25 protein-coding genes, 1 tRNA gene and 1 pseudogene are annotated in these 24,764 nt (G+C 63.8%); 20 read left to right on the plus strand and 7 right to left on the minus strand.

Annotation, left to right across the window (positions count from 1 at the left end; genetic code table 11):
- Positions 1 to 136: 136 nt before the first annotated feature.
- Positions 137 to 421 (plus strand): hypothetical protein, encoded by a 285-nt coding sequence (locus tag PX554_RS13935; protein WP_275502702.1) that lies wholly within the window; start codon positions 137 to 139, stop codon positions 419 to 421.
- A gap of 91 nt (positions 422 to 512) precedes the next feature.
- The gene (locus PX554_RS13940; RefSeq protein WP_157081227.1) at positions 513 to 692 is read left to right on the plus strand and encodes a hypothetical protein; all 180 of its coding nucleotides are present in this window, start codon (positions 513 to 515) and stop codon (positions 690 to 692) included.
- Positions 693 to 1,560: 868 nt separating this feature from the next.
- Here PX554_RS13940 and PX554_RS13945 read toward each other — a convergent pair.
- Positions 1,561 to 1,752, minus strand: a complete 192-nt coding sequence (locus PX554_RS13945) for a hypothetical protein (protein ID WP_067737364.1) — start codon at positions 1,750 to 1,752, stop codon at positions 1,561 to 1,563.
- Positions 1,753 to 1,910: 158 nt separating this feature from the next.
- Between PX554_RS13945 and PX554_RS13950 the strand changes: the two genes are divergently transcribed.
- The 4 genes from PX554_RS13950 (at position 1,911) to PX554_RS13965 (ending at position 5,368) form a co-directional block, all read left to right on the plus strand.
- The gene (locus PX554_RS13950) at positions 1,911 to 2,426 is read left to right on the plus strand and encodes a DUF736 family protein (protein ID WP_157081224.1); all 516 of its coding nucleotides are present in this window, start codon (positions 1,911 to 1,913) and stop codon (positions 2,424 to 2,426) included.
- An 86-nt stretch (positions 2,427 to 2,512) separates the two neighbouring features.
- Positions 2,513 to 3,568 (plus strand): DUF2493 domain-containing protein, encoded by a 1,056-nt coding sequence (locus PX554_RS13955; RefSeq protein WP_084385057.1) that lies wholly within the window; start codon positions 2,513 to 2,515, stop codon positions 3,566 to 3,568.
- 17 nt (positions 3,569 to 3,585) lie between these two features.
- Positions 3,586 to 3,816, plus strand: a complete 231-nt coding sequence (locus tag PX554_RS13960; protein ID WP_067737358.1) for a DUF6117 family protein — start codon at positions 3,586 to 3,588, stop codon at positions 3,814 to 3,816.
- Between the two features lie 520 nt (positions 3,817 to 4,336).
- A complete protein-coding gene (locus PX554_RS13965; RefSeq protein ID WP_275502705.1) occupies positions 4,337 to 5,368 on the plus strand; it encodes an SLOG family protein in 1,032 nt (343 codons plus the stop codon).
- A gap of 196 nt (positions 5,369 to 5,564) precedes the next feature.
- Here the strand turns inward: PX554_RS13965 and PX554_RS13970 are convergent, their stop codons facing one another.
- Positions 5,565 to 5,807, minus strand: a complete 243-nt coding sequence (locus PX554_RS13970; protein ID WP_067737376.1) for a hypothetical protein — start codon at positions 5,805 to 5,807, stop codon at positions 5,565 to 5,567.
- Positions 5,808 to 6,149: 342 nt separating this feature from the next.
- On the opposite strand from PX554_RS13970, the gene PX554_RS13975 reads away from it, so the two are divergent.
- The 10 genes and pseudogenes from PX554_RS13975 to PX554_RS14020 all read left to right on the plus strand — a co-directional run.
- Positions 6,150 to 6,404, plus strand: coding sequence for a hypothetical protein (locus tag PX554_RS13975; protein WP_067737352.1), 255 nt, complete (start codon positions 6,150 to 6,152; stop codon positions 6,402 to 6,404).
- 353 nt (positions 6,405 to 6,757) lie between these two features.
- Positions 6,758 to 7,426 (plus strand): hypothetical protein, encoded by a 669-nt coding sequence (locus tag PX554_RS13980; protein WP_245656621.1) that lies wholly within the window; start codon positions 6,758 to 6,760, stop codon positions 7,424 to 7,426.
- 352 nt (positions 7,427 to 7,778) lie between these two features.
- The gene (locus PX554_RS13985; protein ID WP_275502707.1) at positions 7,779 to 8,267 is read left to right on the plus strand and encodes a hypothetical protein; all 489 of its coding nucleotides are present in this window, start codon (positions 7,779 to 7,781) and stop codon (positions 8,265 to 8,267) included.
- A gap of 367 nt (positions 8,268 to 8,634) precedes the next feature.
- The gene (locus PX554_RS13990) at positions 8,635 to 8,859 is read left to right on the plus strand and encodes a hypothetical protein (RefSeq protein WP_067737343.1); all 225 of its coding nucleotides are present in this window, start codon (positions 8,635 to 8,637) and stop codon (positions 8,857 to 8,859) included.
- Between the two features lie 420 nt (positions 8,860 to 9,279).
- Positions 9,280 to 9,582 (plus strand): hypothetical protein, encoded by a 303-nt coding sequence (locus PX554_RS13995; protein ID WP_067734776.1) that lies wholly within the window; start codon positions 9,280 to 9,282, stop codon positions 9,580 to 9,582.
- A complete protein-coding gene (locus PX554_RS14000) occupies positions 9,579 to 11,636 on the plus strand; it encodes a type IV secretion system DNA-binding domain-containing protein (protein WP_067734775.1) in 2,058 nt (685 codons plus the stop codon). The genes PX554_RS13995 and PX554_RS14000 overlap by 4 nt, the downstream gene beginning before the upstream one ends.
- On the plus strand, positions 11,633 to 14,605 hold the full coding sequence (mobF, locus tag PX554_RS14005) for a MobF family relaxase (protein ID WP_067734774.1): 2,973 nt from the start codon (positions 11,633 to 11,635) through the stop codon (positions 14,603 to 14,605). The genes PX554_RS14000 and mobF overlap by 4 nt, the downstream gene beginning before the upstream one ends.
- Entirely contained in the window at positions 14,595 to 15,236 is a 642-nt protein-coding gene (locus PX554_RS14010) for a restriction endonuclease (protein WP_084384945.1), read from the plus strand. Before mobF ends, PX554_RS14010 begins: the two co-directional genes overlap by 11 nt.
- 119 nt (positions 15,237 to 15,355) lie before the next feature.
- Positions 15,356 to 15,799, plus strand: coding sequence for a lytic transglycosylase domain-containing protein (locus PX554_RS14015; RefSeq protein ID WP_067734773.1), 444 nt, complete (start codon positions 15,356 to 15,358; stop codon positions 15,797 to 15,799).
- A 453-nt stretch (positions 15,800 to 16,252) separates the two neighbouring features.
- Positions 16,253 to 17,242: pseudogene (locus tag PX554_RS14020) on the plus strand (recombinase family protein); the annotation flags it as partial.
- A 168-nt stretch (positions 17,243 to 17,410) separates the two neighbouring features.
- On the opposite strand, the gene PX554_RS14025 reads toward PX554_RS14020, so the two are convergent.
- The 4 genes from PX554_RS14025 to moaA all read right to left on the minus strand — a co-directional run bounded on the left by PX554_RS14025 (position 17,411) and on the right by moaA (position 19,725).
- The gene (locus PX554_RS14025; protein WP_275502709.1) at positions 17,411 to 17,557 is read right to left on the minus strand and encodes a hypothetical protein; all 147 of its coding nucleotides are present in this window, start codon (positions 17,555 to 17,557) and stop codon (positions 17,411 to 17,413) included.
- A gap of 252 nt (positions 17,558 to 17,809) precedes the next feature.
- Positions 17,810 to 17,884, minus strand: a tRNA-Asn gene (locus PX554_RS14030).
- A gap of 55 nt (positions 17,885 to 17,939) precedes the next feature.
- Positions 17,940 to 18,728 (minus strand): NAD kinase, encoded by a 789-nt coding sequence (locus PX554_RS14035; protein ID WP_093221970.1) that lies wholly within the window; start codon positions 18,726 to 18,728, stop codon positions 17,940 to 17,942.
- 1 nt (position 18,729) lies between these two features.
- Positions 18,730 to 19,725 (minus strand): GTP 3',8-cyclase MoaA, encoded by a 996-nt coding sequence (gene moaA, locus PX554_RS14040; RefSeq protein WP_275502710.1) that lies wholly within the window; start codon positions 19,723 to 19,725, stop codon positions 18,730 to 18,732.
- 129 nt (positions 19,726 to 19,854) lie between these two features.
- On the opposite strand from moaA, the gene PX554_RS14045 reads away from it, so the two are divergent.
- Together PX554_RS14045 and PX554_RS14050 are read left to right on the plus strand one after the other, a co-directional pair.
- Positions 19,855 to 21,864: a putative bifunctional diguanylate cyclase/phosphodiesterase gene (locus PX554_RS14045; protein WP_275502711.1), complete on the plus strand. Its 2,010-nt coding sequence runs from the start codon at positions 19,855 to 19,857 to the stop codon at positions 21,862 to 21,864.
- Between the two features lie 68 nt (positions 21,865 to 21,932).
- On the plus strand, positions 21,933 to 22,694 hold the full coding sequence (locus PX554_RS14050) for a trimeric intracellular cation channel family protein (protein ID WP_275502713.1): 762 nt from the start codon (positions 21,933 to 21,935) through the stop codon (positions 22,692 to 22,694).
- A gap of 4 nt (positions 22,695 to 22,698) precedes the next feature.
- On the opposite strand, the gene PX554_RS14055 is transcribed toward PX554_RS14050, so the two are convergent.
- Positions 22,699 to 23,697, minus strand: a complete 999-nt coding sequence (locus PX554_RS14055; protein ID WP_275502715.1) for a 2-hydroxyacid dehydrogenase — start codon at positions 23,695 to 23,697, stop codon at positions 22,699 to 22,701.
- Between the two features lie 122 nt (positions 23,698 to 23,819).
- Here PX554_RS14055 and PX554_RS14060 point away from each other — a divergent pair, with 122 nt between their 5' ends.
- Both PX554_RS14060 and PX554_RS14065 read left to right on the plus strand, forming a co-directional pair.
- Positions 23,820 to 24,284, plus strand: coding sequence for an SH3 domain-containing protein (locus PX554_RS14060; protein WP_275502717.1), 465 nt, complete (start codon positions 23,820 to 23,822; stop codon positions 24,282 to 24,284).
- A 47-nt stretch (positions 24,285 to 24,331) separates the two neighbouring features.
- Positions 24,332 to 24,757 (plus strand): GNAT family N-acetyltransferase, encoded by a 426-nt coding sequence (locus PX554_RS14065; protein WP_275502720.1) that lies wholly within the window; start codon positions 24,332 to 24,334, stop codon positions 24,755 to 24,757.
- The last annotated feature ends 7 nt before the right edge of the window (positions 24,758 to 24,764 follow it).

The raw sequence follows: 24,764 nt of genomic DNA on the forward strand, positions 1-24,764 counted from the left end.
TGGCCAAAGATGGGGCAGGATCAGGAGACCGTCAAAGCCTTAATGAAGCGTCTCAATGACGGCATAATTCTTCTGCGCCGCGATGAAACCCCAGGAGCTTCGCACGCTTCCCCCGCACTATCTCCGGCTGATTGTCTTGATCGAAGCTCGCGCAAAGCCCCGGCTGAAGAAGGTCGATGGCCTCTGGCGCAAGTCTGTCAAGGGACTGCGCAGCGGAACACCCCATCCAGGCGCAATGACCGATCTGATCCGAGACGAGGGACTGCTCCCAGCAGATGAAATCGAACACATCATCACGATAACACCCGCCGATCTGCTCGATTTCCAGGCCGCCGCTGCGCGCGTCGCTCTGGCGGGGCGGCGACCGCTCAAGGACTGGCTCGCCTCTTTCCAAGACGGTGTCAACCGAGCAGCGGCATAATGGATCGCGAATTCGCATTGACGGACCGTTTGGCTTTTGTCTCGGGTGGCAATCAATAATTTCCGCCAAAATCACACGACGGGAGAAAATGATGACCGTGGATGAACTGACGGCATTGCTTATCGAGGCCGGGGAAATTTTGGACGAGATCGAGAGTCTGCCGCTCGATGATTACGGATACCGGGAACTGCCGCCGAACAGTCTCGACCGCGCCCGCGAAATCACCAAAATTGCTTTCGAATTGCGCTCGGCCCAAACACCAAACGCATAGCGAATCATGAAAATCGTTCGATTGAAGCGTGGATTTCAGATCACCCTCTCCGATATCTCCGCCTGATCGTCCTTGTCGAGGCCCGCGCCGCGCTGCGGCTGCAGGCCTTCTATGGCCTCTGGCGCAAGCCCATCAAAGGCCGGGGGGCAAGCGAACCCCGTCCCGGCTCCATGACCGAATTCATTCGCGCCGAACGTCTCCTCAAGCGCTGAGACATTGATCGCATCATCTCCGAGGCCCCACGCGACCTAGTCGCCTTTCAGCAAGCCGCAGCCGCGATCGTCCTCGCCGACCGGGCGCCCATCGGTGACTGGCTGGCAAGGTTCAATGCCGGCATCGATCGCTTGGCTGCCTAAGCAAACCGAGATCACCAGCGCAAAAATCAACCTCTTCCACTGGAGACCGACTATGGCCGAACGCGACATGTTTGAAAGGACGGCAGCCCAACAGGGGTGGCACGAGCGAACCGAGATCGATGTGCTTCTCAAATAAATCGAGAATCAAAACTCGGCCGCTGCCTTCGAAGATTTCCTCTCACAAATGGATGCCGATGCGCTCGACGGCGACTATACCAACGACCCCGATGATGGTCACGAACATGAGTTCGTCGAGGCGGAAATCGACCTGTCTAGAAACGACAATACTGTCACCTGCACTCGATGCGGGATGCTCTCAGTAGAGGACGCAGACGACATCTCATAGCGTGTCGATCGAATTTTCCTGAAGAGAATTGATAGGGCGATTGCGCGCTGACGCGCGCACCGGCGCTCTATCTCCACTCCGCTGCGACCGAGCTTCGGCTACGCCGAATCTCCTCCCTGCGGGTGACGATCACCGTATCGCAAGAAGAAGGCGCGGGCCGGTTGTGTCAGGCCCGGCGGCGGCGCGCGCGGCAAGGGCGGTCGATATGATCGGCGGTCACCTCCAGATCCGCCGCCAGTTGAAGCAGCGCCCGTGTCGCACCCAGACGCGCCATCCCGTCGCCATGCGCCGCTGACGTGCCACGCTCTGCACGCTTCCGCGCAAGCATGGCCACCGTTCTGATCGTCTCCGCGTCCATGCCGTCACTCTTACCCGATTCGCACTGCCCGGAATAGCGGCGCGGGGGCGGGGGTGCGCTTCCCCTCAGGCGGCAGCGCCGGCGGCGAGGGCAGGGCACAGAGAAGAGAGGGGCCTTTGAGAGCGTCGCAAGAGCGACGTTTCAGAGGAGTAATGATCATGGCTGTTTCGAAAACGGTTGGCGAATTCCGCAACGTGAATGGCAATCTGGTCGGCTGGCTTGCCGACGGTCGCGAGGTCGATCTGCCGCGGGCGCGCCTCCGTCCCATCCAGAGCAACAATCCCCGCGCGCCCAAGTTCGAACTGGAGGGCATGAGCCCGAGCGGCCGCTGGCTCAATTATGGCGGGCTCTTCAAGGCGACTTCCCACAATGAGGACGGCGAGATCATCGACTTTTTCGCTGGCGAACTCGACGACAATAGCTGGAGCAAGCCGTTTCACATCGCGCTGTTCGGCTCGGTCGACGAGGGCTTCCGCGCCTCGTGGCGGCGGGAGCAGCCCAATCGTCCCGCACGTGCGCGCCGTGCCCGCGACACCGATGAGTATGACGACCGGGACGAGCGCGGCACGGACGGGAATGACCGCTCCTATCGCGGCGGCTTCGGCGACAGCACGGCGCCGTTCCAGGGCGCAGATCGCACCAGCGAGCTGACGGACGAGATGATCCCCTCCTGAGGATCCATCCGTCCCGTCCGAACGGGCCGGGGGGCGCTGAGCGCCTCCCGGCCCTTTTCTTTTCCCGAATCCGAAAGGTCAACTCCATGACCGAGCATCGTCCCGTGCGAAGCGTCGACCGCTTCGCCGATATCCAGCAGCTTTACGCCGAGATGACCACCACGCCTGAATTTCAGGCCGCGTTCGGCGATCCCATTCCTCTCACCATCATCGAACCGGGCGAGGAACCCGGCGAGCATGGCATGCCCGACGAACTCGCCGCCCAGGCGGACAGCGCCGGCATCATCACGACCCTCTTCGACCTCTTCACCGATACGAGGCTCGAACCCCTTGCAGCGGAGATCGCCTGGGGCTTCGTCAACTCGTTCCACTTCGTCGCCGGCAAGCTCGAACGCCGGGAGGACAGCCTCGCCGCCGAGGTCAAGGACATGGCCAACCGGCCGGACATGAGCGAGGTCTTCAACCGCGAGCTGGAGGAAAAGCAGCTCCTCTGCCAATCCACCACCGAGCAGCGCGTGGCGATCGAAACCATGCGCGACTATGCGGCCGAGGCCTATCGCGTCCTCTCTGGATGGCCCTGGTCACCCTCGCGCGGGAGCCGTGCGTCGCGGACCAGCACCGCAAGCCAGATCGCGGCGGTGGACTTCCTGCGGGCTCGCCAGCTCGACGCGCGCGACCGGCACCACCCCCAGGGACCGCTTGTGGTGTTCTCGGGGCCTGCCCAGTGGCACGACATCGATCTGCTCTGGAACCGGCTCGACCTGGTGCGGGAGCAAATCCCCCACATGGTCCTCATCACGACGGCCCAGCGCACCGGCGCGGACCTCATTGCCGAGAAATGGGCGGCGCAGCGCAAGGTGCAGGCCGTGCGCTTCAACCTCCTCGGCTCTGGCCTCAAGGCAGCCTTTGCGCGCAACCGCAAGCTGCGCGACCTGAAGCCGGTCATGGCCGTCCTCTGCGAGGGCTCGGGCATCCAGGCCAACCTCTATGAGGAACTGCACAAGGCGCGCGTTCCAATCCATGCCTTCCGCAAATCCGATCAGGCGCCCGACACCCGGCCTCCCGCGAAATACCGTGAGGTCAAGGACTTCCAGCACGTCAAGCGTGGCCCGGCATTGCGGCGGGTCTACGAAGACGCCTGACCGGGAGGTGCATCGTCATGGCCATCCCAGACGCCTTCCGGCGCAACTTCTCGACCTTGCTCCGCGCCGCTGAAAGCGGCGACCTCGCCCTGGTCGAGTGCGTCGACGTAGAAACCGGCGAACCACGCTATGTCATCTGCGCAGTCGGCCGCCAGAACGGGGACTATGTCCTGACCCCGTTCGGGCATCTCCATGACGGGAACCCGTTCGAAGCCTATCGGCCTCCAACAGGTTCCGTCCTACATTGATCGGATCTTCCGTCAGGAAAGGGGTCGGCAGGCTTCCGCGTGCTGGCCCCTTTTCCTATGCTGGTTGCGACGACCTCATACCGCTACCCGTGCGCGGCCGCGTGGGATGACGGAACGGGCGTCGCGAGCGATGCTCACAACACCCTTCATGGACCATTGTCGTCATGACCCCGCGGTTGCCGTCAAGGACGGCAGGGCCCCACCATTTTTCCCCTGGAAAAATCGTTGCCCCCACCGCCGCTTCGCGGTCGCTGCGCGATCCTTGACAGCTGCCCTGGCGCCATAAACTCGCGGATCAGGGGCATCGAACCCCCGATCCGCGACAAAATAATCTCTCTCAACAAGTCCAAGTGTCGCACGGGACCGCACCGGCCTCAAGGACGGCGGGGCCCCACCATTTTCTTTGGCGGGACGGACGACAGTTCATCCTCGCCGGAGTCGCCGCCGCCAAAGAAAACCGTGACCCCCACCGCCGCCAGGGCGGTCGCTTCGCGATCCTTGACCCCGCTGCTCGGAGCCCGTGCACGAGGGGGAACCTCTTTCAATTCAATCTGAGGAGGTTCCCATGAAGAAGACGTTCCGCTCCACCCGCGACTTCGCTGAAATCGCCGATCTCATCGCCGCCGAGACGGCTCAGACCACCGATGCCTTCGCCGAAGCCTTCACGTCCGATCTCGACGGCGTCCGGGTGACGCCCTGGGACGAAGAGGTCATCGCCGACATGCCGGACCCGATGCAGGTCCAACTCGCCACCGAACTGATGATTAGCACCGTGTTCGATGTGTTCCGCGACACCCGGCTCGAAGCGACGGCGCATCGCATCGCGTGGGGAATTGTCGACAGCATGCACCGCACCGCCCGGATGGTTGCCGGACATGCCGATGACACTGCGCGCCAGGTTCAGGACCTGATCCCCTGCGCCGACGGCAGCGAGATATACGCGACGACCCTCGAACTGGCCCAGCGGGTCGCACAGGAAGCCGACGAGATCGCCGACGCCATCGCCTGCATGAGGGACCACGCCGCCGCCGCCTACGAAGTCGAAACCGGCAAGCCGTGGAGCACAGCCCGGGGATCGCTGGTGTCGAGCAAGCGCACTGCCTCGGTCATCGCCGCTGCCGATTATCTGGCCGGGCGGAACAAGCGCAGGCTCGACAAGATCGCGCCGGATGGTCCGCTGGTGCTCTTCTCCGGTCCGCCCAAGTGGCAGGACGTTGACCCGATCTACGAGGAACTGAACCGGGTGAAAGCACTCATCCCGAACATGCTGCTCCTGACCACCGACCTCGATGTCGGGGCGGACGCAATCGCCAAGGCGTGGGCGGCAGCGAACAACGTCACGGTAGTCCGCGAGGACCTGCCGAAGGGCATGGGACTGCGCGGCGGCTTCATCCGCAATGATCGTATGATCGCCAAGGGACCAGTGGACGCGATCGTCTGCTCCGGCTCGGGCGTTCAAGCCGCGCTCATTCGCAGCCTCGATGAAGCGGGGATCGAGCCTCGCCAGATTCTCGGCAGGGGCGATCGGCCCGACTGGGCTCGCAAGCGCTGAGGTGAACACAAGGGGATGGTCCGGGTCGGTCCCGGATCATCCCCTTTTTTCTTGTTGTGGTTCAGGTCGGCGGGCTCAGGGACCCGGCTTTAGGCCGGGTCCGTCGTCCGCCGATGCGGCACCCTGTCGGGCACCGGCCTCCTGTGCGCGGCTCCGCCGTGCTCGTCGCAGGGACATCCCTTCGGAATGACTCGGGCTATGAGGCCGGCGGCATCGGCAGAGCCTTGAGTGCGGCGACCGAGGCGGCTCCACCCGCTCGAATGGCGTGGGAGACCACCTCCCGGAACTCCCGCTCGGTCAACCTCTCGACCGCGAGTTCGGGGACCGCAGCAGCATATTTGCCGCGCAAGGCGCGGCGGGCAATCTCGACTTCGTCATCGAGCTTGCGGCGACGCGATTCGAGATCGGCAAGCCGCTCTCGTTCATTCAACTTGGGCATATCCACGATCCTTTCATGGAGGCTGCCCGCCGCCAGCACTATCGGCGGAACCTCTGCGGTGCGCAACCCCGATTTCCCGAGCGGGCAATGCGCTCCAGCGCTGACCTCGCTGCTACCGCCAGCAAACACCTCCTCTCCCTGCCGTCCCAGCGTGACGGAGGGAATGGAGAGCCTCAAGGATCAACGGTTCCCCCAATTTTGCCGGAACCGTCGCTACGCTTCGGCCCCGCCAAAATCGGCACCCCCGTCGCCCGCTTCGCGGCCACTGGCAAGCCAGTGGTCCTTGACCCTCTCCATTCTCCCCGTCGCCGACATCGCCTCATTTCAGAAGGAGAAACGACGATGGACTGGGTAGTAATCCTCGACCCCGGCATCACGATTGAAGAAGCGATCCGCTACCGTGAGGGCGAGCGCATCCGTATCAAGCGCATCCTCGACCGGCGCGAAAGCTTCACCGATATGATCGACTGGAACGCGATGACCGAACTCGAGCGGGACTGGGCGCTCCACCATTTCCCTTATGAACTCGAACTCGAATTGTGGGGCATCGACTGCGACCTGACAGCTCTGGCCCGGATGTTGTGGAGCAGCGCCTAAGGGGCCGATCGCCCCTCCATCGTAAGCTGCTTGGTCATCTCCACCAGGCTCATCCAGCGGCGCTTTGCTGTTAACCCCGAACCTACGGGCTCGGGGACAAAGCAGGGCGCTCTCTCATCTCGGTATCAGACGGGGCTTCATCGCCAAAGTGTGACGCTGGGTGTCCGTCGGCCGTCAAGGATCAGCGGTCCCCCCAATTTTGCCGCCGCCTCGCTACGCTCCCCGGCAACAAAATCGGTTCCCCCGCCGCCCGCTGCGCGGCGGCTTCGCCGTCCTTGACTGCCTCAACACCGCGTCCCGATGTTCCCATCCTCATCTGATGGAGATGGGGAGCGCCGATGATGGAGGCTCACATGAACGATTTCGACGTCGACAATTCTTCCACACCCAGCAAGGATCGCGCAATGATCGCCGCAGCTAAGTCCAACCGAGCCACCGCCATTGGCGATTGCGGCATCCTCATAAGTCATCGCGACAACTGGTGGTTTGTCGAGTTCGTTGAGCCGATGGGCAATCCCGGCCGCCCCCGTCTCCTTTCCGGGAATATTTCTACCGGCTTCGCCCACCGGCTGGGGTTGATGACCGGTCCCCTGATCCTCAACCCCCGCGTCGAGACACTCAATCCCGGCAGCGACGCCTGGTCAGCAGAATGCAATCTGCTCCCTACTATCGAAGGCGGAGACCCCGGAGCCATTGACTATGATATTGACTCCCATGTCCTCGACGGAGAGGCCGACGCGCTGCACCAGCGGCTCGCGCGCGTTGCGATCGACAGCCATCTCTTTCCTATCCCCGCCGGTTTCATCTCAGTGCTGATAGCGCTGCCGCAGGATTCAGCGCCGGTCCTCACCATCCGCACGAGCGTCTATGCCCGCGCGACATGCGAGTTACTGACCGCTTATTACACGCCCGAACATCAACTGAAGGAACCCTGGCGCGATATCTCCGGCGATCTCGTCTCCGACAGTGGCAACGACATCCTCGGCTGGATGCCGGCGCGTGACTGGATCAGGCCACGCTGACCACTTTCCCGGACTGGATGACGGGTCTTAGCGTCACTCCAATCAAGCGATGCTGCGGTGCTTTGCTGTTAACCCCGACCCTACGGGCTCGGGGGCAAAGCAGGGCGCTCTCTCATCTCGGTATCAGACAAGGCCTCATCGCCAAAGTGTGACGCTGGGTGTCCATCGGCCGTCAAGGATCAGCGGTCCCCCCAATTTTGACGCCGCTCCGCTGCGCTCCACGACGACAAAATCGGTTCCCCCGCTGCCCGCTTCACGGCGGCTTCGCCGTCCCTGACTGCCTCAACACCGCGTCCCGAAGATTTCATCCTCATCCGATGGAGATGGGGAGCGAACGATGATGGAGGTTATCATGGACGATTTCGACAACGGTCTCGCCAAGGCATTCTCGGACCCGATCTGCCCGACCTGTGCCACCAGCTACGATCCGAGCCACTACGACATCTACGAGGATCACGCCTGCTGCGCGAACTGCGGCACCGAATACCAGATCCCCGCCGAATATCGCGCGCTCCACCCTGAGGATTATCTCGAACACGGCACGCCCGAAACGCCTCAGACGATCGCGCTCTCCCGCTTCAGGATCGAGGCCAGGCGCATCGTGGACACGACCAGTAAGGAGACGGCCGGGGCAAGCTACGAACTCTACGCGCGCCGCTTCACCGAGGCATGTGCCCCCCTCATCGACCAGCTCGACCCGGAACTGCGGGACCAGGCCATCGCCATCGCCAACTATCACGGATACATCGAGGACCAGGACGGAACGGCGGGCTTCGGGCCGGGCCTATGCGCCTTCTCGGGCATCGAGGAGAACTGCTGCCATTGCGGTCGGCACCCATGACGCCAACCGGGACCGGGCCTCGCGCCCGGTCCCTTTTTTTGATCGCTGGACATCTTCTTCGGCTCGCTCGCGTGCCGCGCGGACCCTTCGGTCCGCACGCCGCTACGCATCGGCCAAGTCTCCCGACGAGAGGGAAAATCTCTCACAGACTTCCCATTCTGTCGGGCGGCCGAGCCCGCATCAAGGACGGCGGGGCCCCACCATTTTCTTTGGCGGATCAAGCGCCGGTTCTTCTCCTTCGGCGTTGCGGGGCCGCCAAAGAAAATCGTGACCCCCACCGCCGCTTCGCGGTCGCTTCGCGATCCTTGACCCGGTCTCGGCCGCCCGACGCCCGCTCCGCTGTCAATCAAGACAGCAGGAGGCTCACATGCAGATCATCTCAACCAGCGCCACTTACGACCATGCCGGATTCATGGCCGCCGTCGCGTGTGCAGAACGCCGCGCACCTCACAGCTACTTCGACCAACACGTCATCGAGGATCCGGAGATCGGATACTTCGCTATTGACGAGGGCGACTATGATGCCCTTCCGATCACGATCATCGACCGGGTGGTCCATACGGTCCCCGGCGGGATGGCGGACAAGTTCTGAACCGACGGGGAGGGGCGGCAACGCCTCTCCCCTTTTTTGTTCGAGCACACGCGCATGACGAAGGTTGCCGATCCCCTTTCGGGGAAGCCCCGCGCCTACCGGCACGAGGCTGCGCAGCGACGCTGTCGCTGCGAAGGAAGGACGCACGCCCGCAGGCGTTTGTAATGCACCGTACGCACGGGTGCTGCGAGCGCGAATCTAGCGGTTTTCTGCGGGTTTCAGGCGTCCCGATCTGTCCGACGGGTTGTCGCCGGTCGTCGGACGGCGTCAGACATGAAATTATCCGATCCGATTAAGCTGTTGATCGTCATCGTCATCTTTCGTCAGACGCGTCAGACGCGATAAATTCTTGAGATCGTGGGGCTATTCTGGTAATAAGGCGGTGCTTCATCACGTGTCGGCGCTGTTCAGGAACAGCGCATGGCCCGCATTTCGATCCGCCTCGACGATCCACGGCATGACCGTCTGATCGACCGGGCACGTGCAGTTGGCATCACGCCATCAGCCTATATTCGGGATGTCCTCGACCGCGACGAGGGCAGTGATCCGGCGGGCTATCACGCCCGGTTCGATGAACTTCACGCGACCCTCATTCAGACCCTCGCGATCCTCGCCAAGTCGGTCGGCAGGCGCACCCCGGACGTCCTGGAAGAGGGCCTTGCCGATGCCAAGCGCCTGCTCCGCGAAAGGGGGCTGCTCGATCCCGAGCAGGACCGGCCGTGAGCATCTTCCGCAACGACACGCTGGGCTCCTGGACCAGAGGTGGGCAAGCCATTGTCCACAACGTCAGGATGACCACCCAGGTCTTTTACCAGACCGCTCTTGCCGGCTTGGTCATCTGGATCGGCGGAACGCTTTGGTATGCTCTCGAGAAGACCGACGCATACCAGCGCTTCGTCCTTTTGAAGCTTGGCCAGGCCGCAATGATGGGCGACAGCGTTCCCGGAAACGCCGCGCCCATCCTCTTCAAAACTCCCGGTGGCCATCAATACTGGACCACGCCCAAAGGGCTTCTGGCTTCCGGAGTGGCGCACAAGACGCTCCACAGTTTCGAAACATCGCTTCTTCATGGGGCCATTCTCTCCGGCATCTTCGCGCTGGCGATGCTCGCCTGGGCCTGGTTCTACTTCACCCGGACGGGGAAGGGGCTGGGGTCCAACCAGTTCCTCCGCGGGGCTCGTTTCGGGACAGTGCGGCAAATCCGCCGCGCGCTGTGGCGCCATGCTCGCGGCAGCTTCGAGATCGGAGGCGTCAATGTCCCGGATGCCTTCGAGCCCGAGCATATCCTGATCTGCGGTGCACCCGGCACGGGCAAGACCAACATGATCGTGAAGATGCTGAGCGGCATCAGGAAGGCAAAGCGCAGGGCGATCGTCTACGACACCGCCGGCACCTTTGTAGAGAAATTCTATCGGCCGGGAATCGACGTTCTCCTCAATCCGCTCGATGAGCGATCCGATTGCTGGTCGCCTTGGGTCGATGTCCCAAAAGACTACCAATACGATCAGATCGCCGAGTCCACGATCCCCGACAAAACCGGAGATCCGTTCTGGGCCAAGGCCGCGCGAGGGACGCTGGTCGCGGTTCTCCGCAAGCTTGCCCGACAGCAACGCACTCTCGTTTCCATTCTCCTCGATACGCTGCTGAGATCTAAACTCCCCGACCTTGCGGCCTTCGCGCAAGGGACGGACGCTGCCGCCTTCATCAGCATGGAGGGGGAGCGAACCTCAGCCGGTATCCAGGCGGAGCTGGCTTCGGTCATGCGCAGCTTTTCCTATCTCGACGATACCGAGGACGGACTTTCCATCCGCGATTGGGTGGCCAACGAGAAGGACGATAGCTGGCTGTTCATCAGCGTGAAGGCCGACCAGCTTCCATCGCTCCGTCCCCTCATCACGGTATGGCTCGACATCGCCATCAGCGCGATCATGAGCATGACGCCGGATCGCAACCGGCGGCTCTACTGTGTTGTCGACGAGCTTCCGTCGCTCCAGAAACTGCCCTCGCTCTCCGACTTCCTGGCCCGCGCGCGGAAGTACGGGGGCTGCGGCATCTTGGGCTTTCAGTCCTACCCGCAGCTCGAAGCGACCTACGGGATTCAGGATGCCGCTGCCATCACCGGCTACTGCTCGACCTGGGTGGCGCTCCGGGCCAACGATACTCCCACGGCGAAGCATGTCAGCGAGAACCTCGGCCAGGTCGAACAGGTCGAAGCCAACGAAGGCATGTCCTACGGCGTCAATGATATGCGCGACGGCGTGAACCTCAGCCGCATGCAGGTGACGCGACCGCTGGTGATGCACACCGAGGTCACCAATCTCCCGAACCTGGAAGGATATCTCCGCTTCGGGCGAAACCTTCCGGTGGTCCGGTTCGAGGACCGTTACAACACGGTTCCTTCCATCGGGGTTGCCTTCAAGGAGCGAACGGCGCCACCCATTCGGCTCTCGGCGCCGCCAGCCGTCCCCGCCCCACAACCAGTTCCGCCATCACAACCATCGCCCAAAGGGCCGAAGCCGGCGTCATCCCGCCCGCGGCGGCAGCGGGCCGGGCCGGAGAGCCCAGAACTGCCATTGTCCACTCCCGCACAGCAACCGACGAAACCGGCAGCGCCGACCGGGATTGGACTGAACGGCAGCGAGACTCAGGCAAACGATGAGCGCAAAGACGAGCAGGCGACACCTCCTGAACTCACTCTCTACGGTAAGGCAGCCGGGTTCCGGTTGCGGCAGCATGGTCGGCACGATGGCGATCGCAATTCCGCGAGGCCGGCATGATCCATCCTCGCCGCCTCAAGGGCACGCCCGCCAATATCGCCCGCTACTATACGGTGGGAGACTACTACACCAAGGGATCCGACGAGCATTCGGAATGGGGTGGCCGGATAGCGGCCGAACTTGGTCTTGAGGGCGAGAAGGTCGATCCCGCTCTGTTTCAGGAATTGCTGGCGGGCAAGATTGGCGATCAGCAACTGGGCCGTCACCGCAAGCATGGCCAGATTCAGCATCACCAGGGATGGGACTTCGCCGTCAACGCGCCCAAGTCGGTGTCGATCATGGCGCTGGTCGCCGGCGACGACAGGATCGTTGCCGCTCACGAGCAAGCCGTGAGCGTAGCACTTTCCTACCTGGAAGAGCACGCGACGCTACGCCATCGCTCAGAGGGCAAGATTGTCCATGAAACGACCGGGCGGCTGATCTTCGCCCGCTTTACCGAGCACGCCTCGCGCGAACTCGACCCCCATCTGCACACCCATGTCGTGGTCATGAACATCACCAACCGTCAGGATGGTGAGCAGATGGTGAGCCTCGAGACGCGCGCCATGTTCGCCGAGCAGATGGTCGCAGGGCAGGTCTATCGCAACGAGCTTGCCCATCGTCTCCGCGAACTCGGCTACGAGGTCCAGTTCGATCCCCGTAAAGGGTTGTTCGAAATTCGGGGAGTGCCCAGAGGCCTCATCTCGGAACTGTCTCAACGGGCCGAGCAGATCGAAGCCCATGCGAAGGAACACGGCCTGACGGGTCAGGCTGCCCGCCGACAGTCCTTCTATGAAACCCGTGGCCCTAAGGAAAAGGTGTCGCTGGAGGCTCTGCACACGCGCTGGCAGGACCGGCTTGGTGGGTATCGAGAGACCATCGAATTCACCCTGATCGAAGCTGGACGGGAAGGGGAGCGGACGATCGCGGTCGATCCCGCTACCGCTGCTCGGGCGATGCTGTTCGGGCTGCGTCAGGGGGAGGGTCGGGAGGCCGTCAACAACCTTGGTCGGTTGCTCCAGTACGGATTGGCATCGCATGTCGGGGAGGTCCGGCTCTCCGACATCCGTCCGCTCGCGGAAAATCACGAGGCGCAGCGCAAACTGCTCGAAACCCGTGAGCAGACAGGCGATCAGATCCTCACACGAGGTCGCACCTCCCGGCGCTCGGCCCGTCTTGAGCTTGCCCTATCCGATCACCTTGCCCTTGCTCTCAATGACGCGACACCCATCGCGACGGCGGAGCGATTGCAGGAAATCAGCGCTGAAAAGGGCCTGAATGTCGCTCAGGAAGTCGCCCTTCTCCATATAGGAACTACCTCCCATCGGGTTGTCGGAGTCCATGGTGTCGGCGGCGCCGGCAAATCAACCCTCGTAGGAGCGTTGAACGAGGCAGCGGCTCCCGGAACAACGCTGATCGCTTTAGCTCCGACGTCGTCGGCAGCAGCCGGTTTGGGGAAAGACGCGCAGATCGAATCCCGCACGGTGGCGAGCCTGATCGCCGGCGGCGGCCATCGTCTGGATGATAGCCATGTGCTGATCCTGGACGAGGCAGGCCAACTCGGAAACCGGCAGGCGCTGCGCGTTCTCGAAATCAGCCGCACGACCGGGGCGCGACTCATCCTGCTCGGCGACAACAAGCAGACCGGCGCTATCGAGCAGGGAAAGCCCTTCTGGCTCCTGCAGCGGCTCGGCCTCCCGAAAGAAGAACTGACAGAGTCGGTGCGGCAGCAGACCCGGGCGATGAAGGCGGCGGTCACCCAAGCCCGCCTCAACAACTATGCCGGGTCGCTCGAAAATCTCGACAAGGTGGTCAGCGGCGCAAACAGCGAGACGCTCGCCGAACTCCTGGTTGGTGAATGGACCCGGCTGAAGCCGGAGAATCGCGCCAACACCAACATCCTCGTGCTGGAGAATTCCACCCGGCTGATCGTCAACACCAAGATTCGGGAGGCCCTGAAAACCGAAGGTGCCGTTGCCGCTGAGGAAGCCCGCCTTTCGGTGTTGACCCCGTCCGGCATGACCGACCAGGAAAAGCAGATGGCTCGCTTCTATTCCGGCGGCCAGGTGCTCATCTTTTCGCGCGGCGTCGCCGGCCTCGGCATTGTGCGCGATGCCGAATATCGTGTTGTTGGTCTCGCACGCGATGCCCGCGGTCGACAGGTTGTAAACCTCGTGGATGAGAACGGTCGCACCATCCGGTGGGATCCCCGGTTGGGTAGGGCTTCGCAGGTCAATGTATTCAAGAGCGAGGAACGCGACCTCGCCCAGGGTGACCGCATCCAGTGGCGCCTCGTCAATCACGACCTCAACCTGAAGAACGCGGAGCGTGGCACCGTCGAGCGGCTGGAAGGTGCTGTCGCCACCATCCGTTGGGACCGGGATGGCCGGGTTCAGGACGTCGATCTCTCGCTTCATAAGAATTGGGACCACGGCTACGCGGAAACCGTCTATTCCGCCCAATCGAAGACTTATGATCGCGTCTATGTCCTGGCGCCGGTCAACTCGTCGCTGGTCACCGGTCAGAACTATTACACCGCCATCACGCGCGCGCGCTACGGCGTGAAACTCTGGACCGAGAATGAAAAGCGGCTCATCGATAAATTGGAGCGCCGCTCCGGTGAGAAGACCTCCTCACTCGAAGGGCTGGGCCGCCTCGATCGTGACAGCCTCAAAGACCGGGGAATCCGGCACAGCGAGCGACTGGACGAGCTGAGAGACCGGCAGCGCACCGATCGGGCAGCCCGCAAGGAACGCATGGAGGCCGAGCGGGAACTCCGCCTTCGAGCTCAGCAGCCTGACGGCTTGGCCGCCTTTCTGGCGGGGCGCGCGCAGTCCGCCGCGCAAGCGATGGACCAGTGGCTGACATCCCTGCTCGGACGGGGCGGGGCAGCCCCCGAAAACTCCCACCCGGCCGAGCGCCAGGCTGAGCCGGCATCGCAATCACCCAACACCCAGACCCACGAACATGGAGGCGGTCATGATCGCTGAAAAGAGCATTCGCGCGGCGGTCCTGACCCTGACCGCGGCGACCATATCAACCGTTCCGGCCCAAGCAAAATCGGGCTTTCTGGAGCCGCATCATCATTACCTATGGATCTTCTTCATATCGCTTGTTCTGATCGCTTGGCTCGGCCGCCGATTGCGGGTGCCAATCCGCCATCGATGGCGCCACCGGCAAGCGCGAACGATGTTCCTGCAACTGCAAGGGGCGGATCGCGGCCAGCCTCCGGGCGTCATCTATTCTCGCCTGCGCGGCATGGATCCGCTCGCGTTCGAGGAACTCCTGCTCGAATGCTTCGAGCGCCGTGGCTGCGGGGTTGTCCGTAATCGCCGCTATACCGGCGATGGCGGTCTTGACGGCAAGGTTATCATTCAGGGGCGGACCTGGCTTATCCAGGCCAAGCGCTATGCCAGCGCCATTCGTCCAGAGCATGTCGACGGATTTGCCACGCTGTGCCGGTCGAAGGGTATGCCGGGGCTATTTATTCATACCGGGCGGACAGGGCCGTCCAGCCGAGTCCTATTCGATCACCATACCCATATCGAAGTCATATCGGGCGAACGGCTCCTTGCTCCGATCCAGGGCGACCCGCTGATGATCATGGGGGTCGACATATGATCACGCGGTCCACGCCCCTTGCACGTCGGGCACGTCCCCTTAAAACTTCTTGGGCGGTTCTCGCTTCGCTATTCCTTTCCAATCCGACCCAGGCGGCTTCTCGGGAGCCAGCAACGAGCATGTTGGAAGGCGAGATCGCCCGCTGTATCCGGCAGGCATCATCCGGCAAGCTCTGGCTTGAAAAAACCCTATGGGGCCTTCGGGACCAGGAAGGCGGCTGGGTCGGCGCTGAGATCGAGAATAGCAATGGCAGCCATGATCTTGGCCCGTTGCAGGTCAATAGCTGGTGGGTTCCGAAGCTCGCCGCCATGACGGGACGTCCTGCTTCTCACGTGCGTTGGTGGCTCACGCACGACGCCTGCTTCAACGTGAACGCCGCCCGATGGATATTCCTGTCCAGCCTGGCGATGACACGGGATTATTGGAGGGCAGTGGGTGCCTACCATAGCCCCACTCAATGGCGGCAACGACGCTATGCAGCCAGCGTCGCGGTCCATCTCCAGCGACGCTTCGGGCGAGACGCCTTCTTCACCCGTGCGTCGGTCCAGGTGGTGCGGCCATGAAACGGCTACGCCTTCCTACCACGGCTTATGGAGCGGTGCCGCCAACCACGCCTTCCGAACGGCCCTCTTTACCGACCGCTTCCGCACATGACGAATCGCGATCGGACGATCGCTGGACAGTTCGGCGCAGCGCATTCTCGCGGGAACTTATCTTGGACGCCCAGGCTCTTTTCGAGGAGCGTTTGAAACGGCCCGTATCGGAAAATGAGGCTAGGAACCTTCTGGGGAACCTCGCGGACTATATGTGGATGCTCGTCCAATGGGAGGTGACGCCGCCAGATGTCAATTCTAACATGCCCCCGAAGGCGTCTCCGCGGAAAAAACGAGGGCGACCCCGTAAAACGCAGCGATAAGACGACATACCTTCTGACCCATCCATGGGCACACCATTCGATCTAGAGAAGAGGGGAGGGGGTGTTGGGTGGATAGCTTCATTGCAGGTTGGAGTAAGACATGGCGAGGCCACGTAAAGCCAAGGAAACCAGGAACTCGGGAGCCCGTCAAAGATCGGCTGCCGAGAAAGCAGTCCTCTATGCTCGGGTTTCGACGGCGGAACAGGAGAAAGAAGGCTTTTCAATCGACGCCCAGATTGCGTTGATCCGGGATTATGCGGAGCGCCAAGGATTCGCCATTGTCGAGCAATATGTAGATGTAGAGACCGCCAAGAAGACCGGACGCACTCAATTTGAAGCGATGCTTAAATATCTACGGGCTCATCCCGGTGTCCGACATCTCCTCGTGGAGAAGACCGATCGCCTTTACCGAAACATCAAGGATTGGGTAACGCTCGACGCCTTCGATATCGAACTCCATCTCGTAAAGGAGGGAACAGTCCTTTCGCACGAGTCGCGCTCGTCGGAAAAGTTCATGCATGGCATCAAGGTCCTGATGGCTAAGAACTACGTGGACAACCTATCCGAGGAAGCCAGGAAGGGGATGATCGAGAAGGCCAAGCAAGGTATTTGGCCGACACACGCTCCCATCGGCTATCTCAATGTCGTTGGTCCGCACGGCAAAAAAATCATCGTGCCCGACCCCGACATGGCGCCAATCGTCACACGCGTTTTCGAGTGGTTTGAGACAGGGAGTTATTCTCTCAAGGAGGTTACGGCGAAGGCCCGCGCCGACGGTCTGCGATATCGCCGCAGCGGTCGACCCGTGGGTCTGAGCACGATCCACTATACGCTTCGCAATCGCTTGTATGCTGGGGCGTTCGAATGGGCTGGCAGGCTCTACCAAGGCACCCATGAGCCCATCGTCACTACCGAGACATGGGAGAACGTCCAAGAGGTATTGGATGGCCGTAGCGTCAGCAACGTGCGCGCTGAGCCTCTGCGATTCGCATTCGCCGGTCTGATCACGTGTGGGCATTGCGGCTGCGCAGTTGTCGCGCAGATGCAGCGAGGCCGCTACATCTACTACCACTGCTCAGGCTTCAAGCAGAAGTGCCCCGAGAAATATGTTCGGGAAGAGGCCTTGGTTCAGGCGTTCGAGGAACAGCTCGCGCGTCTCCACATGGATGACAGGGTCTTCTCGCTGATCGAAAGAGCTATCCGGGAAGCGCACACCGACAAGAGCAGGGAGAGAGTGGAGACGGTCGGACGCCTTCGCCTAGAAGCCGATCGTCTTCAGGAACGGCTCGATAAGCTCTACGTCGATCATCTCGATGGCAGGATCACCGCCGACATGCATGACCGAATGGCGTCCACATGGCGAGAAGAACGGGCTAGGTGTCAACGTCAGATCGAGCTTCTCCACAACGCTGAAGATAATTTCGTCGATGACGGAATCGCGTTGCTTGACCTAGCTCGAAAGGCTCATCGAACCTTCAGCATACAGTCTCCCGGTGCCAAAAACACCGCTTTGGATCTGTTGGTTTTGAACAGCACTTGGGCTCATGGGAAGCTCACAGTTACCTTCCGAGAACCCTTTGGAATGCTTGAGAAAATGCCCCCTGAAACTCCGAGCCCGGAACCCGAAAAAGGGCCCGAAAACTCGGATGTTTCAGAATGGCTCCCTGAGTTGGATTCGAACCAACGGCCGCTCGATTAACAGTCGAGAGCTCTACCGCTGAGCTATCAGGGAACAGCGTGGAGGCGCTCTATAACCGGCTGAAACGGCGATGCAACCCCTCTTTTGATCATGCGACGAATTGCTCCATCGTGATGCGGTCGTCGAGCGCGTGTTCGGGGTCGAACAGTAGGGTCAGTTCGCGCGAGCGGTCGATCGCGATTTCGACCGAGGCGACGTCGCGGACCTCGCGCTGGTCGGCGACGGCGCTTACGGGGCGCTTGCCGGGATCGAGCACGCGCACGACGATCCGCGCCTTGTCGGGCAGGATCGCGCCACGCCAGCGTCGTGGGCGGAACGGGCTGATCGGGGTGAGCGCGAGCAGCGCGGAGCCGAGCGGCAGGATGGGGCCTTGCGCGGAGAGATTGTAGGCGGTCGATCCCGCCGGCGTGGCGACGAGAATCCCGTCGCACGCCAGTTCGGGCAGTACGACCCGGTCGTTGACGGTGACTTCGAGGTTCGCGGTCTGCCGGGTCTCGCGCAGCATCGATACTTCGTTGATCGCGGGGAGCGTGTGGACCGCACCATCTATCGTCGTCGCGGTCATCGACAGCGCGGTGACCTTGAAGGGCTTGGTGCGGGCGAGCCTCCCGTCGAGATCGAAATGGCGCCACTCGTTCATCAGGAACCCGACCGTGCCGAGGTTCATGCCGAACACCGGGATCGGCGGCTTGCGGCGCTCCAGTATCGCGTGCAGCGTCTGGAGCATGAAACCGTCGCCGCCGAGCGCTACGATCAGGTCCGCCTCTTCCGGTGCCACCCAGTCGTATGAATCGGCAAGCGCGGCGGCGGCCTCTTGCGCGGGCGCGGTGGGCGAGGCGACGAGCGCCCGCTTCTGTGGCGCGGCACCGTGATCCACGTCAGCCGCCGGTCACGCTCATGTGGCGCGCGACGGCGGGGGCCGCGGCGGCGATGTCGAAGTCGTGGCGTTCGGGCTTGCTCGCCATCGCCGAATCGAGCGCGGCGTCCAGCGCGCCGACGCCGTCCGTGCGCAGCACCCGCTTCAAATCGACGCAATCGTCATGGCCGAGGCAGGTGTAGAGCAACCCCTCCGTGGTCAGCCGCACGCGGTTGCAGGTAGCGCAGAAATTGCCCGTCAGCGGCGAGATCAGTCCGAGCCGGGTCTTGGTGCCGTCGACGCGCCAATAGCGGGCCGGTCCGCCGCTGCCACGCGGATCGCGTTCCAGCGCGAAGCGCGCGGCGAGATCGTCGAACACCGCCGTTAGCGGCAGGAAGCGATCGATGCGGTCCTCGTCGATCGCGCCCATCGGCATCGTCTCGATGAGCGTGAGGTCGTGCCCCTGATCGACGCACCACTCCAGCATCGACACGATCTCGGCGGCGTTGAGACCCTTGAGCGCGACCATGTTGATCTTGACCGCCAGCCCGGCGGCGCGCGCCGCCGCGATGCCCGCGAGCACTTGCGAAACGTCGCCGTGCCGGGTGATGTGGCGGAACGTCGCGGGATCGCGGCTGTCAAGGCTGACGTTGACGCGCCGCATCCCCGCCGCCGCCATCGCCTCGGCATGGTCGGCGAGGCGCGTGCCGTTGGTGGTCATCGTCAATTCGTCGAGGCCGCGCCCGATATGCCGCCCGAGCCTCCGGACCAGTTCGATCACGTCGCGCCGTACCAGCGGTTCACCGCCGCTTAGCCGGATCTTGGTGATGCCGCGTGCGATGAAGCGCTCGGCGATCACCGCGATCTCTTCCAGCGTGAGCAGCGCCGCTTTGGGCAGGAAGGTCATTGCCTCGGCCATGCAATAGCGGCAGCGCAGGTCGCAGCGGTCCGTCACAGAAATGCGCAGATAGCTGATCGTGCGTCCGTGGCGATCGATCAGGGCTGCGGGCGCGGGCATCGCATGGAGCTAAGCCTTCCTGCGCCGCCGAACAAGGGGTTGCGATTTTTGCGCTTCTTCTTTGACGTGTGCCAAGGCAGAAGGGAATTTCACGGTCGATCGGGCAGCGTGGTGGGGCAGGGAACGGGCGTGGACGAAGATGGCTTGCGCGTCGGCTCCGGCATCTCCGCCGGCGCCGCTCCGTTGTTCATCCTCTCGTTTCGGCAGCGTGACGAACTCGCCGCGTTGGCGGGCGCGGCAGGGTGGCAAGTCGTGGCGGCGCGGCGTGCGGCGGGGGTTGAGCGCCGCTTCCTCGCCAGTGGCGCCGCGGTCGTGGTGCTCGACGCCCGTGGCGCGCTCGACGATGGGCTCGCCAGCGCACGCATGCTAGGCGGCACGATCGAAGCGAATGGCGGCGCGATGCTGGCGCTCGTCTCGCGGGGCGACCATGAGGCGATCGGCGCGCTCTACGAGGCGGGGGCCACGCATTTTCTGTCGAGCCCGTTCGGCGAGACCGAATTCATCCAGGCGCTGCGATATGCCGCGCGCCATGCCGAGCGCATGGCCGGCGAGTGGCGCGCGAGCGGCATCGCCGAGCCGCTCGGCTGGCGTTTAGATTTGGAGCCGCGCGCGATGCTGCTGACGCCGGCGTTGGCGCGGCTGCTCGGCGCCTCCGAGCGACCGGCCCGTGCCGCCATGTTGCGCCGTATCGACCCGGCGGAGCGAAAGGCGGCGTTAGCGGCGTTGCGGCGCCTGTCGCCGGTGCGCCCGACGACCGCCTTCGCGCATGACGTGCCCGGCATTGGCCGGGTCGTGCAGCATCTGCATTTCGACGGGGCCGCGCGACGCATCGATGCGATCGTAGAGGTGCTCGGTAGCGCGCCCGAGCCGACCGCCGAACTGCGCGAGGCACTGGCCGGCGCGCGCGACGCTGGCAGCGCGCGGCGCTGGATCGGCCGGCGGCTGCGTGAAGGGGGTGCCGAGCCGCTCCACGCGATGCTGGTGGCGCTCAACCGCTTCGACATGGTCAATACGGCGTATGGGCGGACCGCCGGAGATACGTTGCTGCGCGCCGCGCTGAAACGGATCGAGGATGTGGTGCGCGACGTGCTTGGGCGCGGAGCTCTGATATCGCGGCTGAGCGGCTCGTCCTTCCTCGTCGCCGCGCGCGCGCCGCGCGCCCGGATCGAGTTGGTGGCGGAACGGATCGCGGGCGAACTGGCGCGGCCATTCGTCGCGGACGACGCGATCGCCGTGCTTGGTTGCCGGATCGGGGTCGCGCAAGGCGAGATCGAGGACGATTCCGCCGCGTTGCTGCGCCGCGCCAGCGAGGCGCTCGCCGATGCGCGGGATTCGGACAGCGCCACGCTGCGCGTCGCCGAGGCGCGCGGCGACGCGGCACCGATCGACGCGCTCGCGGTGGCGCTCCATCGTGCGATCGAACGGGGCGAGATCGAGGTCCTGTTCCAGCCGCAGGTGTCGGTGTTGAGCGGTGCGATCGTGGGTGTCGAGGCGCTGGCGCGCTGGGAGCATGCCACGCTCGGCACGATCGGCGCCGAGACGCTGTTCGCCGCCGCCGCGCGTGCCGATCTCGAAATCGCGCTGTCCGACCATATCCAGCGCGTCGCGCTGGAGCGTGCCGCCGCCTGGCCGGCGGCGCTGCGCGCTCTGCGCCTTTCGCTTAATCTCACGGCCGCGGATATCGCCCGGCCGGGCTTTACGGACCTGTTTCTCGACCGCGTCGATTCGAGCGGATTTCCGCGTTCGCGGCTGACGCTGGAGATCACCGAGAGCGGGCTGATCGAGGATCTTGGCGTGGCGGCGGCGCTGCTTTCGGCGCTGCGCACCGCCGGCTGCCGGATCGCGATCGACGATTTCGGCACCGGCTATTCGAGCCTCGCCTATCTCAAGGCGCTGCCGCTCGATTACCTCAAGATCGACAAGAAGCTTGCGCAGGACATCACCGGTACGCCCCGCGACCGCGTGGTGGTGCGCGGCGTGATCGACATGGCGCGCTCGCTGGGGCTGACCGTGATCGCGGAAGGGGTGGAGACCGCCGAGCAGTTGGAACTGCTCGCGAAGGAGGGATGCCAATTATACCAGGGGTTCCTGTGCTCGGAGGCGCTGACGAGCCAGGCACTGGTCGAGTTGGTCGCGTAGGGATGTCGGGGGCGCTCGGCGTGCTGTGGCATCGTCGCGATCATGGAGCCACGCAGCGGCCTTGATTGTTGGCGGCAGTCGGCGGCTTATGCTCAGGTAAAATAGGAGAGGATTGTCATGACGCCGACCAAGCGGGCCGCGATCCTTTGAGCGACGGCGTAGATGCTCCTGTGGTGGCGTCCGCCGCACCCGTTGGTGGTCGCATCCGCGACACGATGCTCACCACGGTGGATCTCGCCGCGACGTTCGTACTCGCGGCCGAATGCGCGTTGGTCGGGGTGCAGGCGGATTTCGATCTGTTCGGTATTCTCGTACTGGCCTTTGTCGGTTCCGTCGGCGGCGGTGTCATCCGCGACCTTCTGCTCGGCGAGCATCCTCCCGCGTCCTTCCGGGACTGGCGCTATGCGGCGCTGGCGATCGCGGCGACGGTGACGATCGTCGCGGCCTCGCTTGCGCTGGGCCGGGTGGGCGATCTCACTCCACCGTTGGCGGTGGACGTGTTCGAGGGGGCCGGCCTCTCGCTCGCGGCCGTCGCGGGCGCGCGCAAGAGCCTGGATTATAAGCTCAACGGCGCCAGTGTCGTCGTGATCGCGACGGTGAATGGCTGTGGCGGCGGCATCCTGCGCGACGTGTTGAGCGCGCGGGTTCCGCGGGTGCTGCACGAGGATTTTTATGCCACCGCCGCGCTGGCGGGTGCGGCGCTGATGGTCGTGCTAATGCAGCGTTTCAAACTGCGCAAGGACGTGGCCGGCGTGATTGCCGGCCTTGCCATCTTCGCCTTAAGAACCGCCGCGTTGCTCGGAGCATGGCGGCTGCCGCATCTGCGGTGACGCGTCAGGCCCAGCCCTCAAGCACCTGATCCGGCGGACGGTGCCCGTCCGCCCAGGCGCGGATGTTGCGGATCACCTTCTCGCCCGTCGCCATTCGGCCCTCGAACGTCGCCGAACCCATGTGCGGGGTCATCACCACGTTGGGAAGCGCGAGCAGGCGCGGGTCGATCGCGGGCTCGTGCTGCCATACGTCCAGCCCGGCGCCGGCGAGCCGCCCCGCCTCCAGCGCATCGACCAGCGCCTCTTCATCGACGATGCCGCCACGCGAGGCGTTGATGAGGTACACGTGCGGGCGCAACAGCGCGATCCGCTCAGCGTCGAGCAGGTTCTTGCTGTCGGCATTGAGGGGCGTGTGGATCGTCAGAATGTCGATGCTTCCGAGCATCGCGTCGAGATTGGCGTGCCATTGCGCGCCGAGTTCGCCTTCGAGCACTTTGGGCAGACGGGATCGGTTATGGTAATGGATCGAAAGGCCGAAGGCGCGTGCGCGCCGGGCGACCGCCTGGCCGATCCGCCCCATGCCGATGATGCCGAGCGCCTTGCCGCCGATGCGGTGTCCAAGCATCCCGCCGGGGCTCCAGCCGGTCCACTGTCCCGATCGCACCAGCTTCTCGCCCTCGGCCAGCCGGCGCGGTACGGAGATGATCAACGCCATCGTCAGGTCGGCGGTGTCCTCGGTCAGAACGCCGGGGGTGTTGGTGACGATGATGCCGCGCGCCCGCGCGGCCTTGAGGTCGATGTGGTTCACGCCCGCACCGAAATTGGCGATCAGCTTGAGCCGCTCGCCCGCGCCCGCGATCAGCCCGGCGTCGATCGTGTCGGTAACGGAGGGGACCAGCACATCGCACGTGGCCATCGCCTCGGCGAGTTGCGCGCGCGTCATCTTGCCGTCGAAGCGATTGAGCGTGGTGTCGAACAATTGCTCCATCCGCGCCATCACCGCTTCGGTGAGTTGGCGCGTGACGATGACCTTCGGGTGCGCGACGCGTCTCGTTTCGGGCATATGTCGCGCTTGGCGAAGCAGCGGCCTCGCGTCAACGCTGTTGAAGCCCGCTTGCCGCACGCGCTAAGCAGATTGCATCCACAGTAGGGGCGTATATGGGTCGGTTCGGTAGACGTGCGTTGATGATCGCGGCGATTGCGGTGGCCACGCCCGCGATCGGCGCGCTGGTGCAGAAGCGCACACCGTATTACGCCTCGATCTCCGCCGCGAAGGCGCGGATGCGCACCGGACCGGGGCGCACCTATCCCGCGATCTGGCTGTACCAGCGTGCCGATCTGCCGGTGAAGGTGCTCGACGTGTATGAGCACGGCAACTGGCTGAAGGTGGAAGACCCCGGTGGCACGCAGGGCTGGATGCTCGGTGCGCTCATCAAGGAGGTGCGCACCGGCTTCGTGATGGGCGCGCAGGCCGAACTGCTCGACCGGCCCGAGGCTGGCGCCCGGGTGCGCTGGCGCGCCGCCCCAGGCGTGGTCGGGCGGTTGAGCAAATGCTCGCGTGGATGGTGCTATTTCGACGTCCACGGGCAGGGCGGGTATGTCGAGGCGATCCATCTGTGGGGCGTCGAGCCTGACGAGACGTTACCCTGAGCACGCCCGCGATCCGGTTCGAACGCGACGATCTCTCGCGGGCCGCCGTGGTCGATCTCGTCGAGTCGCATCTGCGCGCCGCGTTCGCGAACTCTCCGCCAGGGGCGGTGTCCGCGCTCGACCTGACGCGGCTGCGCGATCGCGCGGTGACGCTGTGGACGGCATGGGAAGGCGATGTTTTGCTCGGCATGGGCGCGCTCAAACGGCTCGACGCGGCGCATGGCGAACTCAAATCGATGCGGGTCGCGCCCGCGCATCTGCGCCGCGGTGTCGGCCGCGCGATGCTGGCGCATCTCATCGCGGAGGGCCGAGCGTCCGGCTATCGGCGGCTGAGCCTGGAGACTGGCGCCAACCACGCCTTCTGCGCCGCGCGGGCGATGTATGCGCAGGCTGGATTCGTGGCGTGCCCGCCGTTCGCGGACTATTCCGATACCGGCTTCAGCCGCTACTTCACGCTCGATCTTGGCGCCTGAGCCGCCG

Source organism: Sphingomonas pollutisoli (assembly GCF_029167165.1).
GTDB lineage: Bacteria > Pseudomonadota > Alphaproteobacteria > Sphingomonadales > Sphingomonadaceae > Sphingomonas > Sphingomonas pollutisoli.

What these genes read in the sequence shown, in the direction of transcription:
- PX554_RS13940 (WP_157081227.1), top strand. Translation starts at nt 513, where the DNA reads ATGACCGTGGATGAACTGACGGCATTGCTTATCGAGGCCGGGGAAATT.
- PX554_RS13945 (WP_067737364.1), bottom strand. Translation starts at nt 1,752, where the DNA reads ATGGACGCGGAGACGATCAGAACGGTGGCCATGCTTGCGCGGAAGCGT.
- PX554_RS13950 (WP_157081224.1), top strand. Translation starts at nt 1,911, where the DNA reads ATGGCTGTTTCGAAAACGGTTGGCGAATTCCGCAACGTGAATGGCAAT.
- PX554_RS13955 (WP_084385057.1), top strand. Translation starts at nt 2,513, where the DNA reads ATGACCGAGCATCGTCCCGTGCGAAGCGTCGACCGCTTCGCCGATATC.
- PX554_RS13960 (WP_067737358.1), top strand. Translation starts at nt 3,586, where the DNA reads ATGGCCATCCCAGACGCCTTCCGGCGCAACTTCTCGACCTTGCTCCGC.
- PX554_RS13970 (WP_067737376.1), bottom strand. Translation starts at nt 5,807, where the DNA reads ATGCCCAAGTTGAATGAACGAGAGCGGCTTGCCGATCTCGAATCGCGT.
- PX554_RS13975 (WP_067737352.1), top strand. Translation starts at nt 6,150, where the DNA reads ATGGACTGGGTAGTAATCCTCGACCCCGGCATCACGATTGAAGAAGCG.
- PX554_RS13980 (WP_245656621.1), top strand. Translation starts at nt 6,758, where the DNA reads ATGAACGATTTCGACGTCGACAATTCTTCCACACCCAGCAAGGATCGC.
- PX554_RS13985 (WP_275502707.1), top strand. Translation starts at nt 7,779, where the DNA reads ATGGACGATTTCGACAACGGTCTCGCCAAGGCATTCTCGGACCCGATC.
- PX554_RS13990 (WP_067737343.1), top strand. Translation starts at nt 8,635, where the DNA reads ATGCAGATCATCTCAACCAGCGCCACTTACGACCATGCCGGATTCATG.
- PX554_RS13995 (WP_067734776.1), top strand. Translation starts at nt 9,280, where the DNA reads ATGGCCCGCATTTCGATCCGCCTCGACGATCCACGGCATGACCGTCTG.
- mobF (WP_067734774.1), top strand. Translation starts at nt 11,633, where the DNA reads ATGATCCATCCTCGCCGCCTCAAGGGCACGCCCGCCAATATCGCCCGC.
- PX554_RS14010 (WP_084384945.1), top strand. Translation starts at nt 14,595, where the DNA reads ATGATCGCTGAAAAGAGCATTCGCGCGGCGGTCCTGACCCTGACCGCG.
- PX554_RS14015 (WP_067734773.1), top strand. Translation starts at nt 15,356, where the DNA reads ATGTTGGAAGGCGAGATCGCCCGCTGTATCCGGCAGGCATCATCCGGC.
- moaA (WP_275502710.1), bottom strand. Translation starts at nt 19,725, where the DNA reads ATGCCCGCGCCCGCAGCCCTGATCGATCGCCACGGACGCACGATCAGC.
- PX554_RS14055 (WP_275502715.1), bottom strand. Translation starts at nt 23,697, where the DNA reads ATGCCCGAAACGAGACGCGTCGCGCACCCGAAGGTCATCGTCACGCGC.
- PX554_RS14060 (WP_275502717.1), top strand. Translation starts at nt 23,820, where the DNA reads ATGATCGCGGCGATTGCGGTGGCCACGCCCGCGATCGGCGCGCTGGTG.